At 74.1% G+C, this 18,004-nt stretch carries 9 protein-coding genes; all 9 read left to right on the top strand.

All coding sequences use genetic code 11. The features are described from left to right. Positions 1-206: 206 nt before the first annotated feature. The 9 genes from AOQ37_RS27460 (at position 207) to AOQ37_RS27415 (ending at position 17,999) form a co-directional block, all read left to right on the top strand. On the top strand, positions 207-3,866 hold the full coding sequence (locus tag AOQ37_RS27460) for an FHA domain-containing protein (protein WP_062648433.1): 3,660 nt from the start codon (positions 207-209) through the stop codon (positions 3,864-3,866). 227 nt (positions 3,867-4,093) lie between these two features. Continuing rightward, on the top strand, positions 4,094-5,476 hold the full coding sequence (locus AOQ37_RS27455) for an ABC transporter substrate-binding protein (RefSeq protein ID WP_062647948.1): 1,383 nt from the start codon (positions 4,094-4,096) through the stop codon (positions 5,474-5,476). 7 nt (positions 5,477-5,483) lie between these two features. After that, complete coding sequence (locus tag AOQ37_RS27450; protein WP_078890383.1) at positions 5,484-6,827, top strand: carbohydrate ABC transporter permease; 1,344 nt, start codon at positions 5,484-5,486, stop codon at positions 6,825-6,827. A 92-nt stretch (positions 6,828-6,919) separates the two neighbouring features. After that, positions 6,920-7,747: a carbohydrate ABC transporter permease gene (locus AOQ37_RS27445; RefSeq protein WP_062647946.1), complete on the top strand. Its 828-nt coding sequence runs from the start codon at positions 6,920-6,922 to the stop codon at positions 7,745-7,747. A 167-nt stretch (positions 7,748-7,914) separates the two neighbouring features. Next, on the top strand, positions 7,915-10,191 hold the full coding sequence (locus AOQ37_RS27440; protein ID WP_062647944.1) for a bifunctional glycosyltransferase/CDP-glycerol:glycerophosphate glycerophosphotransferase: 2,277 nt from the start codon (positions 7,915-7,917) through the stop codon (positions 10,189-10,191). A 184-nt stretch (positions 10,192-10,375) separates the two neighbouring features. Next, on the top strand, positions 10,376-12,580 hold the full coding sequence (locus tag AOQ37_RS27435; protein ID WP_062647942.1) for a bifunctional glycosyltransferase/CDP-glycerol:glycerophosphate glycerophosphotransferase: 2,205 nt from the start codon (positions 10,376-10,378) through the stop codon (positions 12,578-12,580). An 8-nt stretch (positions 12,581-12,588) separates the two neighbouring features. Next, entirely contained in the window at positions 12,589-14,832 is a 2,244-nt protein-coding gene (locus AOQ37_RS27430; RefSeq protein ID WP_062647940.1) for a bifunctional glycosyltransferase/CDP-glycerol:glycerophosphate glycerophosphotransferase, read from the top strand. A 26-nt stretch (positions 14,833-14,858) separates the two neighbouring features. Continuing rightward, complete coding sequence (locus tag AOQ37_RS27425; RefSeq protein WP_107085312.1) at positions 14,859-16,118, top strand: hypothetical protein; 1,260 nt, start codon at positions 14,859-14,861, stop codon at positions 16,116-16,118. A 321-nt stretch (positions 16,119-16,439) separates the two neighbouring features. After that, positions 16,440-17,999: a hypothetical protein gene (locus AOQ37_RS27415; RefSeq protein ID WP_062647934.1), complete on the top strand. Its 1,560-nt coding sequence runs from the start codon at positions 16,440-16,442 to the stop codon at positions 17,997-17,999. Positions 18,000-18,004 lie beyond the last annotated feature (5 nt).

Here is an 18,004-nt window from a genome sequence, read left to right as displayed (position 1 = left end):
GGACCGGACGTGACCGATCTCAACTGATCGCCGGTGACGCACTTGTCCGGCACTTTTGCGGGCAGAGCCGACCAATCAAGATCACTTGTTCCCGGGTGTGGGGCGCGTTGTCAGTGACAGGTGCGAGGATGCCTTCAGTACTGGCCGCTGTGCTCGTGTGGGGTGGGGGGAAGTCCGCGCCCGTGCAGAAGGGACCGCTGACGGCGATGCAGATCCGGCTGACCGTCGTAGACCCGACGGGCTCGCCCTTCCCCGCGCCGGGCTCCGCTCGCGCGGGAGGACCTCAGGCGCGGGCCCGTGCCGCGAGCTGCGACGTGCTGGTCACGGCGCCCGCCGGCACGGCGCTGGCCGCGGTGGCCTCCGCGCTGGCCGCGGCGGTCTCCGGGGAGGGCGCCCCGTCGGCCTCCTCCGCCGCCGCCGTCGTGCTCTACGCGGGGGTGGAACGGCTCGACACCCAGCGCTGCACGCTCGGCGAGCCGCCGCTGGTCGACGGCGCCGTGCTGTCCCTGGGCGCCCCGGCCGATCCCGAACCGCATCCCGAGGTCGACGACGCCCCGGCCCGGCTGCACGTGGTGGCGGGGCCCGACGCGGGCGGGGTCCATCTGCTGCACGGCGGCCAGGTCCGCGTGGGCCGCTCCGCCGACGCCGACGTGCCCCTCGACGACCCGGACGTCTCCCGCCTGCACTGCGCGGTGACGCTCTCTCCCGAGGGCCGGGTCACGGTCGCCGACCTCGGCTCCACCAACGGCACCACCCTGGACGGCACCCCGGTGCGGACCCGTCCGGTCCGGCTCGTTCCCGGCGCCCTGCTGCGCGTCGGCGAGTCCGCCCTGCGGCTGGCCCCGCCCGGCGGCCCGGGCCCACGGGCGGCGACCACTCCGGACGGCGAGGGACATGTCCGGGTGCCCTGCGCGGGCACGGACCCGGCGGCGGCCGGCGGCCCGTCCGGCGACCGCCCCGACCCGGGCGCGGGCGCCGCACGCGCGCGTGCGGCGGCAACCGGCCCGGTCGGCCGGGAAGGCCCGGCGGGCCCGACCGGCCACGCCTACGGCACGGTGGACCGGCACGGCTCACCGGACGGCCGGGCCGGGCGGACACACGGCGCCGGGGAAACCCGTCCGGCACCTCCGGTGGTGCCCGGCCAGGGCACGGCGCCCCCCATCGAGAGCCGCTCCGGCGGCCCGGCACGCACGGCGGACGCCGGGCGCGGGACACCGCCAGGGGCGGGTCCCTCCGGTGGGCCGGCCGGAGCGGGTGAGGGCTCCTCGGCCACCCACGCGGGCCGCTCGGGCCTCGGTTCGTTCACGGCGCCGTACGACGACGTCCGCGGACCGCACGGCGCGCCGGAGGACGCGGGCCCCGCGTACCGCCCCGCCAACTCCGCCGTCCCGCCCGGCCGGTCCTCCGGCGCGCCGGCCGCGGCCCCCTACGACGACGCCCCCGAAGCCGATCCCCGCATGTCCGCCCACCGCAAGGGCACCCCGCTGCGCGGCACCGACGTGCCCCCGGGAGTCCGCAGACGCGGGGGCCTCTCCGCCTGGGCGCGCCGGCTGGCCGGCGGCCGCGCGGACGCGCAGGACACCGACGTCCCCGGGACCCACGAAGAGGAGGAGACCGCCGGAGCGCAGCCGTACCTGCCCGCCGCCCCCTCCCCCGCGCCCGAGACCTGGCCGGACCCGGCGGCGCTGCTGCTGACGGCGCTGGGCCCGGGCCCCCGGCTGTGGGAACGCGGGCCGGGGCATCCCGAGGCGCTCACGGTGCGCCTCGGCACCGCCGACCGGCCCGCGCCCGACGGTTCGGGCCTGCTGCCCGCCGTACCGGTGACGACCGGGCTGCGCGAGGTCGGCGCGCTCGGGCTGGCCGGGCCGCGCCCGCGGCTGTCCGGGCTGGCGCGGGCGGTGCTGGCCCAGCTCGCCGCGCTGCACTCCCCCGACACCCTGGAAATCGTCCTGATCAGCACGGACCGCGCGCGTTCGGAGGAGGAGCGGGTCGCCGAGTGGTCCTGGCTGGGCTGGCTGCCGCAGCTGCGCCCGGGGCACGGCCAGGACTGCCGTCTCCTGCTCGCCTACGACCGCGACCAGGCCACGGCACGCGCCGACGAGCTGCTGCGCCGCCTTGAGGACCACCTGGCCGACAGCGCGAGCGGTGCGAGCGGCCCGGGCGGTGCGGGGCCGGTCCAGGTGCCCGCGCCCCGCGCCGCCGGACGCCGCCCCTCGTGGGCCGTACCGGACGCGCCGGGCGACGGCGGCTTCCCCGGCCCGTACACCGTCGTCGTCGTTGACGGCGATCCCGGCGGCGCCGACCTGCGCGAGACGGTGGCCCGGCTGGCGGTGGCCGGGCCGCGCGCCGGCATACACGTCGTCTGCCTGGCGGAGACGCCCGCCGCCTCCCCCTCCTCCCCGGTGACCGAGACGTACGAGGCGGCCTGCGCGGCGGCGCCCACCTTCCGCGCGTGCGGGGCCGTCGCACTGCTCAGCGGGGACGTGGCGACGGCGCTGCGGCTGCTGCGGGTCGCGCCGGCCGGGGCGGAGACGGAGCGGCCCGGCCCGGTGGGTCCGGGCACGGTCGGCGCGGTCGACGCGGTCTCGCCCGCCTGGGCCGAACGCTTCGCGCGGGCCCTCGCGCCCCTGCGCCCGGACGGCGCGGGCGGCGGCGGTGAGCGGCTCACCCGGGTGTCGGCTCCGCTGCCCCAGTCGGCCCGGCTGCTGGACAAGCTCGGGCTCGCCCGGGCCACTCCCGCCTCGCTGATGGCCCGCTGGGCGGACGCCGCGGACGACGCCGAGGCGCTGGGCGGACGGGCCTGGGCCGTTCTCGGCGCCGGGCCGCGCGGCCCGGTCGGCGTGGACCTGGTCGCCGAGGGCCCGCACCTGCTGATCGAGGGCCCGACCGGCAGCGGGCGTACGGAGCTGCTGCGGGCGGTCGTGGCCTCGCTGGCCGCCGCGGAGCGACCGGACCGGCTGGGCATCGTCCTGCTGGACGGCCGCGACACCGTGGGCAAGGGCGGCGGAGGTCACGGCGACGGCCTGCGGATCTGTACGGACGTACCGCATGTCACCACCCACCTCACCGCCAACGACCCGGTCCGTATGCGGGAGTTCGCCCAGTCGCTGAGCGCCGAGCTGAAGCGGCGGTCCGAACTGCTGGGCCGGTCCGGCTTCGCGGAGTGGCACACGCAGCGCGCGGTGTCCGGCCGTATCGTCCCGCAACGCACCCCGAACTCCCCGCCCCCGGGAGCCGGCCCCGGCGGCGGCTCCGGCGGCGCCGCCGACATCGAGGCCCCGCCCAGCGCCACCCTGCGGCTGCGCCCCGGAGCGGCCGCCCGGCAGCGGGCCGAGGCCGCGTCGTCCCCGCTGCCCCGCCTGGTGGTGGTCGTCGACGACCTGGACGCGCTCGTCTCCCCGGCCCTCGGTTCGCCGGGCCGGCCGGCCGCCGGCTCGGTCATGCGCGCGCTGGAGGCGGTGGCCCGCGAGGGCGAGCGGCTCGGTGTGCACCTGGTGGCGGCGGCAGGCCCCGGCGGGCGGACGGCGGAGTCGGAACCGGCCCGGCTGTCCACCGTTCGGATCACCCTGGACCCACCGGGTTCCGGCACGGACGAACCGGCGCCGGGCAGGGGCCGCCTCAAGGGGGCGGACGGCCGGCTCACCCCCTTCCAGGGCGGCCGCGTCACGGGCCGCATCCCCCGGACGGCGACGCAGCGCCCCACGGTGGTCCCTCTGGAGTGGCAGCGCATGGGCGACCCCCCGACCCGCCGCCCGGTACGGGAACTGGGCAACGGCCCGACGGATCTCGCCCTGCTGGCCAGCGCCCTGGAGCGCGCCGCGCGGCAGCTCAGCCCGTCCGGAGGCGCACCCGCCGGGAGTGTGTGAGGCCGGCGCCGTGGAGGTGGCGGCGAGTCCGGAGCACCCGGCCGGGGGCGGAAGTCCCCGGCCGACACCCGTGCGGGAACGCGCGTCCTCGCGATCACGACGTGGTCACGATCTCCCGCTCGACAGCACAGGCGCCCTTGCCGAGCTCAGACACCCGGCGTAGACCAGTGCTCACGGGACAGCGCTCCAACGTTCACGAGTCGACGAGGACGAAGAACGGGGCAGTGATGCGCAGCACGAGCAACACCATCAGGACACGCAACACCGTGAAGGCGGCCGCCACGCTCCTGGCGGGGGCCCTCGCGCTCTCGCTCACGGCGTGCGGCAGCGACGACGACAAGAGCGGCGGAAGCGGAAGCAGCACCGGAAGCGAGGAGTCCGGCGGCACCCTCACCCTCCCGAAGCTCGACGGCACCACGCTCGAAGTGGCCGCCGTCTGGACCGGTACCGAACAGGCGAACTTCAAGAAGGTCCTCGCCGAGTTCGAGAAACGCACCGGCGCGAAGATCACCTTCGTGCCCGCCCAGGACCCGATCATCAACTTCCTCGGCTCGAAGATCGCGGGCGGCTCACCGCCGGACGTCGCGATGCTGCCGCAGCCCGGCGCCATCAAACAGGCCGCGGACAAGGGCTGGGCCAAGCCGCTGGGCGCCGAGGCCCTGGCGGAGCTCGCGAAGAACTACTCGCAGGGCTGGCAGGACATCGGGAAGGTGGGCGACAAGCAGTACGGCGTCTACTACAAGGCCGCCAACAAGTCGCTGATCTGGTACAACGCCAAGGTCTTCGAGAACGCGGGCGCCACCGACCCCGCGACGTGGAAGGACCTGCTGGCCACCGCGCAGACGGTGTACGACTCCGGCGTCACCCCGTTCTCGGTCGGGGGCGCCGACGGCTGGACCCTCACCGACTGGTTCGAGAACGTCTATCTCTCCCAGGCGGGCCCGGAGAAGTACGACCAGCTCGCCCAGCACAAGATCAAGTGGACGGACCCCTCCGTGAAGGAGGCCCTGACCACCCTCGCGCAGATCTGGGGCAAGAAGGACTGGGTGGCGGGCGGCGCGAGCGGCGCGCTCCAGACCGAGTTCCCCGCCTCGGTGACCCAGACCTTCACCGGCGGCGAGCAGCCGAAGGCGGCGATGGTCTACGAGGGCGACTTCGTGCAGGTCAACATCGCCGACACCAAGGCGGAGGTCGGCACGGACGCCAAGGTGTTCCCGTTCCCGAAGGTGGGCGACACCGCGCCGGTGGTCTCCGGCGGTGACGCGGCCGTCATCCTGAAGAACTCCAAGGGGGCGCAGGCCCTGGCGACCTTCCTGGCCTCGCCGGACGCGGCGGAGATCCAGGCGAAGCTCGGCGGCTACCTCTCGCCGAACAAGAACGTCGACGTCTCCGTGTACCCCAACGAGGTCCAGCAGACGATCGCCAAGGCGCTGATCGCGGCCGGTGACGACTTCCGCTTCGACATGTCCGACCAGGCCCCGCAGGCCTTCGGCGGCACCCCCGGCAAGGGCGAGTGGAAGGACCTCCAGGACTTCCTGAAGAACCCGACGGACGTGGCCGGCATCCAGGCGAAACTGGAGTCGGACGCGGCGGCGGCGTACGGGAACTGACCCGGCGATGACGACGCCCGCGGCGGCGGGGGCTCCCGGGGCCCCCGCCCCTCCCCGCTCGCGCAAGAGCGTGACCGGCACCCGAAGGACCGTGGCCGCGCTGTTCCTGCTGCCCGCCCTCGTGCTGCTCGGCGCGCTCGTGGTCTACCCGATCGGGTACTCGGTCGTGCGCAGTTTCTACGACCAGTCCGGCGACGGCTTCGCAGGCGTCGACAACTACAAGTCCCTCTTCACGGACGACGGCATCCGCACCGCCCTGAAGAACAACGTGATCTGGGTGGTGTTCGCGCCGACGGTCGCGACCGCGCTCGGTCTGATCTTCGCGGTGCTGACCGAACGGGTGCGCTGGGGCACCGCGTTCAAGCTGGTCGTCTTCATGCCGATGGCGATCTCGATGCTCGCCGCCGGCATCATCTTCCGGCTGGTCTACGACCAGGACCCGGACAAGGGCGTCGCCAACGCGGTGTGGGTGGGCGTGCACGACACGTTCGCCGAGTCGTCGGCGTTCCCCAAGGCCCACCCGGGCCGGGACTCGCCGCTGCGACCCGAGGGCGGCGGCTTCGTCACCGAGACGCCGGTGCGCGTCGGCGTTCCCGTCTCCCTCCCCCTGGTCGGCGTCGCTCCCGACCAGATGCCCGGCGACGCGCAGAAGGCGGTGAAGGCGCGGCCCGCGCAGGGCGAGATCACCGGAACCGCCTGGCAGGACTTCACCCGCGGCAAGGGCGTCGGCACCCTCGGCGCACCCGACCCGTCCGAACTGGGCTACGCCGGGATGCGGATCGAGGCGGTGAAGGACGGCGAGGTGGTGGCCTCGACGAAGGCGTCCGACGACGGCACCTTCACGCTTCCCGGCAAGGCCGACGGCGCACAGCTCCGGCTGCCCGCGAGCAACTTCAAGGAGGCGTACAACGGCCTGGACTGGCTCGGCCCGTCGCTGGTCACACCGGCGATCATCGGCTCGTACATCTGGATGTGGGCGGGCTTCGCGATGGTGCTGATCGCGGCCGGCCTGGCGGGCATCCCGCGCGAGCTGCTCGAAGCGGCCCGGGTGGACGGCGCCAACGAGTGGCAGGTGTTCCGCAGAGTCACCGTGCCGCTCCTGGCGCCGGTCCTCGCGGTGGTCGCCGTCACCCTGATGATCAACGTGCTGAAGGTCTTCGACCTGGTGTTCATCATCGCCCCCGGCTCCTCGCAGGACGACGCGAACGTGCTCGCCCTGGAGCTGTACCGCAAGGGCTTCTCGGAGGACCAGCCGGGCATCGCCAGTGCCATCGCGGTGTTCCTGCTGCTGCTGGTGATCCCGGTGATGTGGTTCAACGTGCGTCGGCTCAGGCGGGAGGTGCGGCGGTGACGGCGTCGACGGGCACGACGGGCACGACCGGGACGACGGAGACCACTGGGTCGGCGGGGGCGAAGGGGAGCGGGAAGCGGCTCGAATGGATCATGGAGAAGCTCAACGGCGGGCTGGTGCGAGCCTTCCTGATCGTCGTCGGCCTGTTCTGGCTGGTGCCGACCGTCGGACTGCTCATCTCCTCCCTCCGCTCCCCCGAGGACATGAGCGCCAGCGGGTGGTGGAAGGTGTTCAGCGAGCCCTCCCAGCTCACCTTCGACAGCTACCGGACGCTGCTGGAGAACGGCGACATCACCAGCTCCCTCGTCAACACCGTGCTGATCACGGTGCCGGCGACGGTCCTGGTCGTCGTCATCGGCGCGCTCGCGGGCTACGCGTTCGCGTGGATGGAGTTCCCGGGCCGGGACTGGTGGTTCCTCGGCGTCGTGGGGCTGCTCGTCGTGCCCGTGCAGGTGGCACTCATCCCGATCGCCGAACTGTTCGGCAAGATCGGCCTGTTCGGGAACATCCTGGGAGTGATCCTGTTCCACGTCGGGTTCGGCCTGCCCTTCGCGGTGTTCCTGCTGCGGAACTTCTTCGCGGAGATCCCCCGCGAACTGCTGGAGGCCGCCCGGCTCGACGGAGCCGGTGAACTGCGCCTGTTCGCCCGCGTCGTGATGCCGCTGGGCGGACCCGCGATCGCCTCGCTCGGCATCTTCCAGTTCCTGTGGGTGTGGAACGACATGCTGGTCGCGCTGGTGTTCACCAACGCCGACAGCCAGCCGATCACGGTCGCGCTCCAGACCCAGGTACGGCAGTTCGGCAACAACATCGACGTGCTCGCGCCCGGCGCGTTCATCTCGATGGTGATCCCGCTGGCCGTGTTCTTCGCGTTCCAGCGGCAGTTCGTGTCCGGGGTGATGGCGGGCGCGGTCAAATAGCGCGGGAGCGCCCTTTACCGCAGGGGCGGGCCGGGTCACCGGCCCGCCCCTTTCCGTTCACCCGCAATTCCCCCGTATGCCGTACGAAACGTAACCGATTCACTCCATCGGCCGTTCCCGGGCAAGGCCATGTCTTCCGCCCGCGCCGACCCATGGATGGATGTCCCTTGCCCAGGTTCAGTGTCATCGTCCCCGCGTACAAGGTTCAGGCGTACCTGCACGAGTGCCTCGAATCGGTGCTGTCCCAGTCGTTCGCCGATCTCGAACTGATCGCCGTCGACGACCGTTCGCCGGACGCCTGCGGCGAGATCATCGACGAGTTCGCGGCCCGCGACGCGCGCGTGCGGGCCGTGCACCTGCCGGAGAACGTCGGCCTCGGGCAGGCCCGCAACGCGGGTCTGGAACACGCGACCGGTGACTACCTGCTGTTCCTGGACTCCGACGACACGCTCACCCCGGACGCGCTGCGCTCCATCGCCGACCGGGTGAAGGAGACGGACGAGCCGGACGTCCTGGTCTACGACTACGCGAGCACGTACTGGTCGGGCCGGACCGTGCGCAACCAGTTCTCGGCGCAGCTCACCGAGGAGGGCCCCGCGCCCTTCCGGCTGGAGGACCGGCCGGGGCTGCTCAGGGTGCTGATGGTGGCCTGGAACAAGGCCTACCGCCGGGAGTTCGTCGAGAGCGTGGGCCTGACGTTCCCGCCCGGCTACTACGAGGACACACCGTGGACCTACCCGGCGCTGATGGCGGCGGAGTCGCTCGCGACGCTCGACCGGGTCTGCGTGCACTACCGGCAGCGCCGCCGGGGCAACATCCTGTCCACCACCAGCCGGGGCCACTTCGACATCTTCGAGCAGTACGACCGCGTCTTCGCGTTCGTCGAGCAGCGGCCCGAACTCGCTCACTGGCGACCGGTGTTGTTCCGCCGCATGATCGACCACCTGTCGACGGTCTTCACCAAGCGGGACCGACTCCCGCGCGGTTCGCGCGCCGAGTTCCTGCGCAGGGCCCGCGCCCACTACCGCCGTTACCGCACCCCGGGCGTCCCGGTCCCGCTGCGTTCCCGGCTGCGCCACACCCTGGTCCACTTCGGCGTGCACCGCACCTACCGGGTGCTCCAGACGTCGATGACCGTACGCCGGCGCACCCACAAGGCCGTCTCCAAGTTCGCCCGCGGGCTGCGGGCCGCCCTCCTCCAGGCCCACTACCGCGTCCAGCTGATGCTGCCGTTGCGCGCCGACCGGGCCGTGTTCGCCGCGTACTGGGGCCGCGGGCACAGCTGCAACCCGGGTGCGCTGGAGGCCGCGTTCCGTACCTTCGCGCCCCAGGTGCGCACCGCGTGGATCGCCCGCCCCGAGCACCTCGCGGCCGTCCCGCCGGGCCCGCGCCGGGTGCGCCCCGGGACGGCCGCCTACTGGACGGCGCTGGCCCGCTCCAAGTACCTGGTCAACAACGTCAACTTCGACCGTAGGCTGGTCAAGCGGCCCGGCCAGGTCTTCGTGCAGACCCAGCACGGCACCCCCCTCAAGCACATGGGCCTCGACCTCCAGGAGCGCCCGGCGGCCGCCCGCGACATGGACTTCGCCGAACTGCTGAGGGGCGTCGACAAGTGGGACTACGTCCTGTCGGCCAACCGCCACACCACCCTCACCTGGGAGCGCGTGTACCCCGGGCGCTACGAGACCCTCGAGTACGGCTACCCCCGCAACGACGTCTTCCAGCGGGCGACCGCGGCGGACGTGGCCCGGCTGCGCGAGTCCCTCGGCATCCCCCGGGACACGGTCGCCCTCCTGTACGCGCCCACCCACCGGGACTACCGCCGCGTCCAGCGCTCCCACCTCGACCTCGAGCGGCTGCTGCGCCGCCTGGGTCCCCGCTTCGTGATCCTGGCCCGCGCCCACTACTGGCAGGAGGCGCCGGCCGGCCGCCCGGTGCCCGGTGTCATCGACGTCACCGACCACCCGAGCGTGGAGTCCCTCTGTCTGGCCTCCGACGCCCTGATCACCGACTACTCGTCCCTCATGTTCGACTACGCCTGCCTGGACCGCCCGATCGTGATCCACGCCGACGACTGGGAGGCCTACGAGGCGGCCCGCGGCACCTACTTCGACCTGCGCGCCTGTCCGCCGGGCGCGGTCGCGCGCAGCGAGGACGAACTGATCGACATCTTCACGACCGGTCACTGGCGCGGCTCGCGCTCGACCCAGTTGCGGGCCGCGTTCCGCGAGCGGTTCTGCCCGTTCGACGACGGCCGCGCCGCCGAGCGCGTCGTACGGCGGGTGGTGCTGGGCGAGACGGCGGTGCCCCCGGTCGTGCCGCTCGCCGAGCGCCGGCCGGTGCCGTCGGCCGCCGCCTCGGCGTCGATGCCCGCGGGGCGCCCGGCGCTGGCCCACGTGCCCCCGCCCGCCGGTCCGGTCCTGCCGGTCACCGACCGGCGCTGAACCCCGCCCGTCCTTCCGGGAGTCGCCATGCCCTCCGGCTCGTCGCGGCCCACCCCGACCCGGCCGTCCACCTGCCGGCCGGCCGGGCGGCCGGGCCGCACCACCTGAAGAACCCCGCGGCGGACCGCGGACCGTGCAGGGTCCGCCGCGGACCGTCCGCCGGCACCGACAGAGAAAGAGCAGAATGCCCCGCTTCAGCATCATCGTCCCGTCCCATGGGGTCGCGGGCCGGTTGTCCCTGGCGCTGGACTCCGTCCTGGCCCAGTCCTTCGGCGACTTCGAGCTGATCCCGGTCAGCGACGCGCCCGGCACCCCGGCCTCGGCCCTCGCCGCCGGGTACGCGCGGCGCGACTCCCGGGTGGCGCCGGTGCACTCGCCGCCGTCCGCCGGACTGAGCGGGGCACGCAACGCCGGGATGCGGACGGCGACCGGCGCGTACCTGCTCTTCCTCGACGGCGACGACGTCCTCGCCCCGGGCGCCCTGGCGACGCTGGACGCCCGGCTGACCGAGACCGGTGACGTCGACGTCCTGTACACCGAGCACGAGCGCACCCCCTGGTGGGACGGCGAACCGGCCAACCCGGCCGCCCCGCTGCTGGCGAGGGCCCCGCAGGGCGCCTTCTCCCCCGCCGAGGCCCCGTACATCACCGGCGTGCGGCTGCCCGCGTGGGGCACCGCCTACCGGCGCTCCTTCGTCACCCGGCACCACCTCGCCTTTCCCGACGGGCACTTCACGGACATCGGCTTCGGCGGCCTGGTCACCGTGCACGCCGAACGGATCGCGGTGCTGCGCTCGGTCGTCGTCCGGCATCTGCTGCGCCGGCAGGGCAACCGGCTGAACCTGCCGGGCGACCACCATCCGGAGCTCCTGGACCGGGCCGAGGCGGTGCTGACGCGGGCCGCCGGACTCGGGCTGTCCGGGGACCGGTCGGGGCCGCTCTTCGAGCAGCTCTTCGCGGCCGTCCTGAAGACGGCCGCCCATCCGGCCCGGCTGACCGGGCGCCGCCGCCGGGCCTTCTTCCGCCGCGCGGGCCGGCTGTACCGGCGCCACCGCCCGGCCGGCTACCGCGGTCCCGGCGGCAGCCTGGGGGTGCAGCACCGGCTGCTGGCAGCCGGCGCGTACACGGCCTTCCGCGCGCTGCGCGGCGCCAACCGGAAGGCCGCGGCCGCCGTCGAGCGCCTCCCGCGCCCCCAGGGGCTGCGCACCCGGCTGCTCTACCGCAGCGCGCTGCGCCGCCGCGTCGACCCGAACCTGGCGGTGTACTGCGCCTACTGGGGGCGCGGCTACGCGTGCAGCCCGGCCGCGATCCACGCCAAGGCCGCCGAACTCGCCCCGCACATCCGCTCGGTGTTCCTCGTCGAGGCCGACCAGGCGCACACCGTGCCCGACGGCGTCGACCACGCCGTCATCGGCAGCCGCCGCTACTGGCAGGTCCTGGCCCGCGCCAAGTACCTCGTCAACAACGCCAACTTCGCGGAGGGCGTGGTCAAGCGCGCGGGCAGCGTGCATGTGCAGACCCAGCACGGCACCCCGCTCAAGAAGATGGGCGTCGACCAGTCGACGTACCCGGTCGTCGCCGCCGCGACCGGCTCCTTCACCAAGCTGCTCGGCCGCGTCGACCGCTGGGACTACAACCTCTCCTCCAACACCCACTCCACCCAGATGTGGGAGCGCGCCTTCCCCGGCTCGTACGAGCAGCTGGAGTACGGCTATCCGCGCAACGACGTCCTCTACACGGCGACCGCCGCCGACGTGACCCGGATCCGGCGGGAACTGGGGGTGCCGGAGGGCGCCACGGCCGTCCTGTACGCGCCCACCCACCGCGACTACCACACCGGCTTCGAGCCGGGCCTGGACCTGGAGGCCTTCTGCGAGGCGGCCGGCGAGGACGTCGTCGTGCTGCTGCGGGCGCACTACTTCTACGACGGGCGCGGCCGGCGCGGCACCGGCCGGATCATCGACGTCACCGGCCACCGCTCCTCCGAGGAGGTGTGTCTGGCCGCCGACGCGCTGGTCACCGACTACTCGTCGATCATGTTCGACTACGCCAACCTGGACCGCCCGATCGTCGTGTACGCCGACGATTGGGACGTCTACCGGGAGACCCGGGGCGTCTACTTCGACCTGATGGCCGCCCCGCCGGGACCGGTCGCGCACACCCCCGAGGAGCTGGCCCGGGTGTTCCGCGACGGCTCGTACGCGGACTCCGGATCCGCCGCCCGACGGGCCGCGTTCCGGTCCCGTTTCTGCCAGTTCGACGACGGCCGGGCCGCCGAACGCGTGGTGCGCCGGGTGCTGCTCGGCGAGCCCCCGGAGGCGATCGAGCCAGTGCGGCCGCTCGCCGAGCGCGTCCCGGCCCCCGCCGCCTCCACCCTCGTAAGGAGCTGACCTCCGCAGTGCCCCGCTTCAGCATCATCGTCCCCTGCTTCAAGGTGCAGGGCTTCCTGCGCGAGTGTCTCGACTCGGTCCTGGAGCAGTCTTACCGGGACATCGAGGTGATCGCCGTCGACGACCGCTCGCCCGACGGCTGCGGCGCGATCCTCGACGAGTACGCGGCCCGCGACGACCGCGTCCGGGTCCTGCACCTGCCGGAGAACGTCGGCCTCGGCCGCGCCCGCAACGCCGGTATGCCGCTCGCGGGCGGCGACTACCTGTTCTTCCTCGACAGCGACGACACCCTCACCCCGGGCGCGCTGCGCGCGACGGCCGACCGGCTCGACGAGACCGGCGACCCGGATGTGCTCGTCTTCGACTACGCGCGCACCCACTGGTGGGGCGGCACCCGCAGGAACGCCCTCGCGCACGTCCTCGCGGAGGCCGGCGAGGGCACCTTCACCGCCGCCGAACGCCCCGAGATCCTCGACCTGTTGATGGTCGTGTGGAACAAGGTCTACCGGCGGGAGTTCGTCGAGGACAACGGCTTCTCCTTCCCGCCCGGCTACTACGAGGACACCCCCTGGACGTTCCCGGTGATGCTCAGCGCGGAGCGGATCGCCACGCTGGACCGGATCTGCCTCCACTACCGGCAGCGGCGCCAGGGCAACATCCTGTCCACCACCAGCCGCAAGCACTTCGACATCCACGACCAGTACGAGCGGGTCTTCGCCTTCGTCGACTCCCGCCCCGCGCTGGCGGGTTGGCGGCCGTACCTGCACCGCAAGATGGGCGAGCACTGCCTCGACATCCTCGCCAAGCCGGACCGGCTGCCACCGTCGGACAAGGGCGAGTTCTTCCGCCGTACGGCCGAGCTGTTCGCCCGCCACCGGCCCGCCGGTGAGCCGGTGCCCGCCGAACTCCGCGTCCTGGAGGGCGGATACACGGCCTACCGGACCAAGCGGAAGGCGATCCGGGCGGGCCGGGAGCTGGCCCGGCGCGGCGGGCAGGCGACCCGGGCGGCGGGCAGGCGGCTGCGCCGGGTCCCGGACGCCGTGCGCGGGCACCGCCCGCCGGACCCGCACCTCGTCCTGTACTCGGCGTTCTCCCACCGGGGCGTGCTCGGCGATCCGGCGGCCGTCTACGACAAGGCGCGCGAGATCGCACCGCAGCTGCGCGGGGTCTGGGTGGTGCGCGACGAGGAGACGGCCGCCCGGCTACCGGCGGGCGTGGAGCATGTGCTGCTCGACTCCCCCGCCTACCGTCGCGTGAGCGCGCGGGCCGGCTTCCTCGTCAACAACGTCAACTGGCCGGGCAGCCTCGCCAAGCGGCCCGGCAGCGTCCACATCCACACCCACCAGGGCACCCCGCTGAAGTACATGGGGGCCGACCTGCTCCAGCGGCCGGGCGCCCGGCTCGGCGTGGACGTACCGCAGATGCTGCGCCGTGCCGACCGCTGGGACTGGAGCCTGGTCGCCAACCAGCACTCCGAACTCGTGTGGGAACGGGCGTACCCCTGCCACTTCACCTCGGCGCGGACCGGGAGCCCGCGCAACGACGTCCTCGTCGACGCCGGTACGGACGGCGGCAGGGCAGCCGGTGCGCGGGCGGGTCTCGCGGTCCGCGCCCGGCTCGGGATCCCGCCCGGTCACACGGTCGTGCTGTACGCGCCGACCCGCCGCGAGTACGTGCGCGGCGGACACGTCGAGCGGTTCGACCTGGCCCGGTTCGCCGCCGACCTGGGCGAGGGGCACACCCTCGTCGTACGGCTGCACCCGTCGCTGGCGGCCGGTCCGGCCCGCGGGACGGGCCTGGCCGACCTGCACCGGCGCGGTGTGCTGGTGGACGCGACGGACGAGCCGCGGGTCGAGGACGTCATGCTCGCCTCCGACGTGCTGGTCACCGACTACTCGGCCCTGATGTTCGACTACGCCAACCTGGACCGGCCGATCGTCGTCCACGCCGACGACTGGGCCGCGTACACGGCGAGCCGGGGCGCCTACTTCGACATCACCGCCGACGCGCCCGGCCATGTGTCGCGCACCTACCGGGAACTGGCCTGGCTGCTGGCCTCGGGCGGCTGGCGCGACGAGGAGTCGGCGAGGCTGCGGGCGGGTTTCCGGGAGCGGTTCTGCGCCTACGACGACGGGCGGGCCGCCGAGCGGGTCGTACGGCGGCTGCTGCTGGGCGAGGAGTTCCCCGAGGGGGCCGTCCGGCCGAGGATTCCCGGGCCCGCGGCGGCGCGTGATCTGTACGCGTCGACGTGAGGAACCCGCCGCGGACGCGCACCTGGGTGCTGGTCCTGGCCGCCGTGTTCGCGCTGTTCCAGCTCGCGAACGTGACCGGCCGGGCCACCCCGGACAGCAAGAACTACCTGTCGTACGCGCTGAGTCTGCGCGGTGAGGGCAAGCGCGAGGCGGCGGCCGCGACCATCGCCTACTTCTGCGCGGGCGAGGGTTCGGCCGCGGCCCGGCGGCAGAGCGTGGACGTGCTCCGCTTCGACGCTCCCGACCCGGGCCGACGGGTCGCCGCCGCGTGCCGGCAGCGGGAGTGGCGCGCCGTCGACGCGCGGCTGCGGGCGGGGCAGACCGGCGGTCACACCACGCCGTTCATGCCGGAGCGCTTCATGCGGATCTTCGAGGCGCGCCCCGGCTACCCGGTGTTCCTGCTGCCGTTCCTGACCCTGTTCGGCGTGACCTGGGGCGTGTGGCTGGCGGGGGTCGTGGTGACGGCGGCGGGCGGGGTGCTGGTGTTCCTGATCCTGCGCACCCGGCGTCTGCCGGCCGGGGCCTGTCTGACCGGGCAGGCCCTGTACTACGTGCTGCCGTGCGGGACGACCGCCATGCGCCCCATGACCGAGGGACTGCTGCTGGCGCTGACGCTGGCCGCGCTGTGGGGGTGCGCGCTGGCGCTCGACGGTGAGGTGCGGGCCGGAGTGTGGCTGGTCGGCGGTTCGCTGGCCGTCCTGTTCACCGTGAAGCACTCGCAGGCGCTGTTCCTCGGGCTGTGTCTGGCGGGCGCGGGCGCGCTGGTCGCCGTGCGGCAGCGGCGGCGGGGCGGGCCGGTGGGTGCGGGGGTGGTCGCGGTCGCCGTCACGGGTGGTTTCGGGGTGCTGGGGACGCTGGTACTGGCGAGGCTGCTGCACTGTCCGTCCGGGTCGGAGAGCCTCCAGGATCTGCTGACCCACCACTACGACCGGCCCGACCGCGCTCGGGTGTGGCCGGAGTTCCTGCGGCTCCAGGGGAACTTCTGGGTGGAGTGGCTGCGCCGGCAGCTGTGGGAGCCGCTGTTCCTGGCGGCGCTGGCGGCCGGGGCCCGGGGGGTGACGCGGGGGCGGCGGCGGGCGTTCGGTGTCTTCGTGCTCGGCGGCGCCTGCACCGGGTTCCTCACCCAGGCCGGGCACCCGGACATCGGCATCGGGGGCGGCCGGCTGATCGTGCTGGCGTGGCTGCTGCCGGTGCTGGGGGTGCCGCTGCTGCTGGAGCCCGTGCTGCGGGGGCGGGTGGCCCTGCCGGCCCAAGAAGGCTCCGTTCGGACTCACTCGTTGAGGTGACTTCCGGCAAGGCCGTTGACGGGGCGGGAAGGTAGGGCCAATGCCCCTCTTCGCCCAGCTCGGACCCCGGCACGGTGCGCTGTCGCGCCCCCTGCCCGGTTCCCCGCCCGACTCCCTCCCCGGCACGACCGGCACGACCCGATGCGGCACGGCCGGATGCGACGCGGTGCGGTCCGGTGTGGCCGGATGCGGTGCGGCCCGGGTCGGCGTGGTCCGGTCCGGTGCCGTCCGGTCGGGTGGGGGCGGGTCCGGTGCCGTCCGGTCCGGTGCCGTCCGGTCGGGCGGAGTCGGGTCCGGTACCGTCCGGTCCGGTGCGGTCCGTTGAGCACGGGTGTCGTGCTCCGGCGGGCCGCGCGCGGCGGGACGGCGCTGCGCGGCGGGCGGGGGTGGCGGCCGACCCCGTACCAGGTCTTCGGCTTCCTGTTCTGGCTGGTGATGTCGCTGGCGTACTGGCGGGTGCCGCAGTGCTGTGACGCCGGCCAGCACGCGGCGGTCGTCGAGCGTCTGAAGGACCGCCTCCTGGACCCGCGGCACCCGATGGGTGATCTGCCGGGCGCGGGCAGCCCGTACTACTCGCCGTACGCGGTGGCGGAGGGCGCGTTCGCCCGGGTGAGCGGGCTGACGGGCTGGGCGGTGCTGCGGGTCGCCGGGCCGGTGAACCTGCTGGTGCTGCTGACCGGCATCGGCCGCTTCACGCGCGTGCTGACGCCGAGACCGTGGGCGCCGGTGCTCGGGCTGGCGGCGATGACGCTGCTGTGGGGCACGGAGCGGGCCTGGTGGAGCGGCTATCTGGGCCTGATGTCGATGACCGGCAATCTCGGCTACCCGTCCACCTTCGCCATCGGACTCACCTTCTGGGCGTGGGCCCTGGCGGGCACGCGCGCGCGGGACGCCCGCCGGGTGCGCTACGTGGGTCCGAGCGGGCTGCGCGGCTACACCGGGTACGCGGCACTGGGTGTGCTGTACGGGGTGATCCTGCTGGTGCATCCGATCACGTCGATCGCGGCGGTGGCCGGGGGCGCGGCCTTCGTCGTGGGCCGGCAGCGGGGATGGCGGGCCGCGGTGGCCGCCCGATGGGCGGTGGCGGCGGCCGTGGCGCTGCTGGTGGCGGCGGTCTGGCCGTACTTCGACGTGTTCGGGCTGGCCGGGGACGGCAGCGTGGACGCGATGCACCGGCGGCTGTACGACGGGCTGCCGGGCCACTTCTGGCTGGCGCTGCTGGGGCTGCCGGCGCTGTGGGCGCGGGGCCGCCGCTCGCGGCGCGATCCGCTGGTGCTGATGTTCGTCCTGGAGTGCCTGGTGGTGGCGTACGGCTTCGTCAGCGGCCACTACACCTACGGGCGGATCCTGGGGCTCACCCTGGTGCCGCTCCAGTTCGCCCTGGCCGTGGAACTGGCGGCGCCCCGGCCCTGGCGGGCGGGGCGGCGGGTGCTGGGCGTGGTCGCGGCGGGCGCGGCCTGTCTCGGCTTCCTCACGGTGCAGGCGGGGGCGGTCGTGCCGCGCGCGCTGGACCCGGTCGGCTTCGAGCCCCCGCCGCGCTGGCCCACGTACGACTGGGCCGCCGCGTACATCGGGCCCGGCGAGGTGGTGGTCACCGACGGGTACCACGCGGTGCACGCGATCGCCGGGTACGGGCCGAACCTGGCCGCGCCGGCCTGGCCGGACGCGGCCCTGGACGAACGGGAGCGGCTGCGCCGGCTCGACGACGTCCGCACCTATCTCTCCCGCGGATCGACCCGCGCCGAGCGGATGGGGATCGCCCACCGCTACCGCATCCGCTGGCTGCTGCTGACGCGCCGGCACCCGGTGCCCGAGGAGGCCGTGGTGGTGGCGTGGAGCAGGCGGACGGGGGAGGTGCTGGCGCGGGTCGGGAGCCGCTGAACCGC

The organism is Streptomyces maremycinicus, from assembly GCF_001184025.1.
GTDB classification, from domain to species: Bacteria; Actinomycetota; Actinomycetes; order Streptomycetales; family Streptomycetaceae; genus Streptomyces; species Streptomyces maremycinicus.
This window is presented reverse-complemented; position numbering and strand designations above follow the sequence as displayed.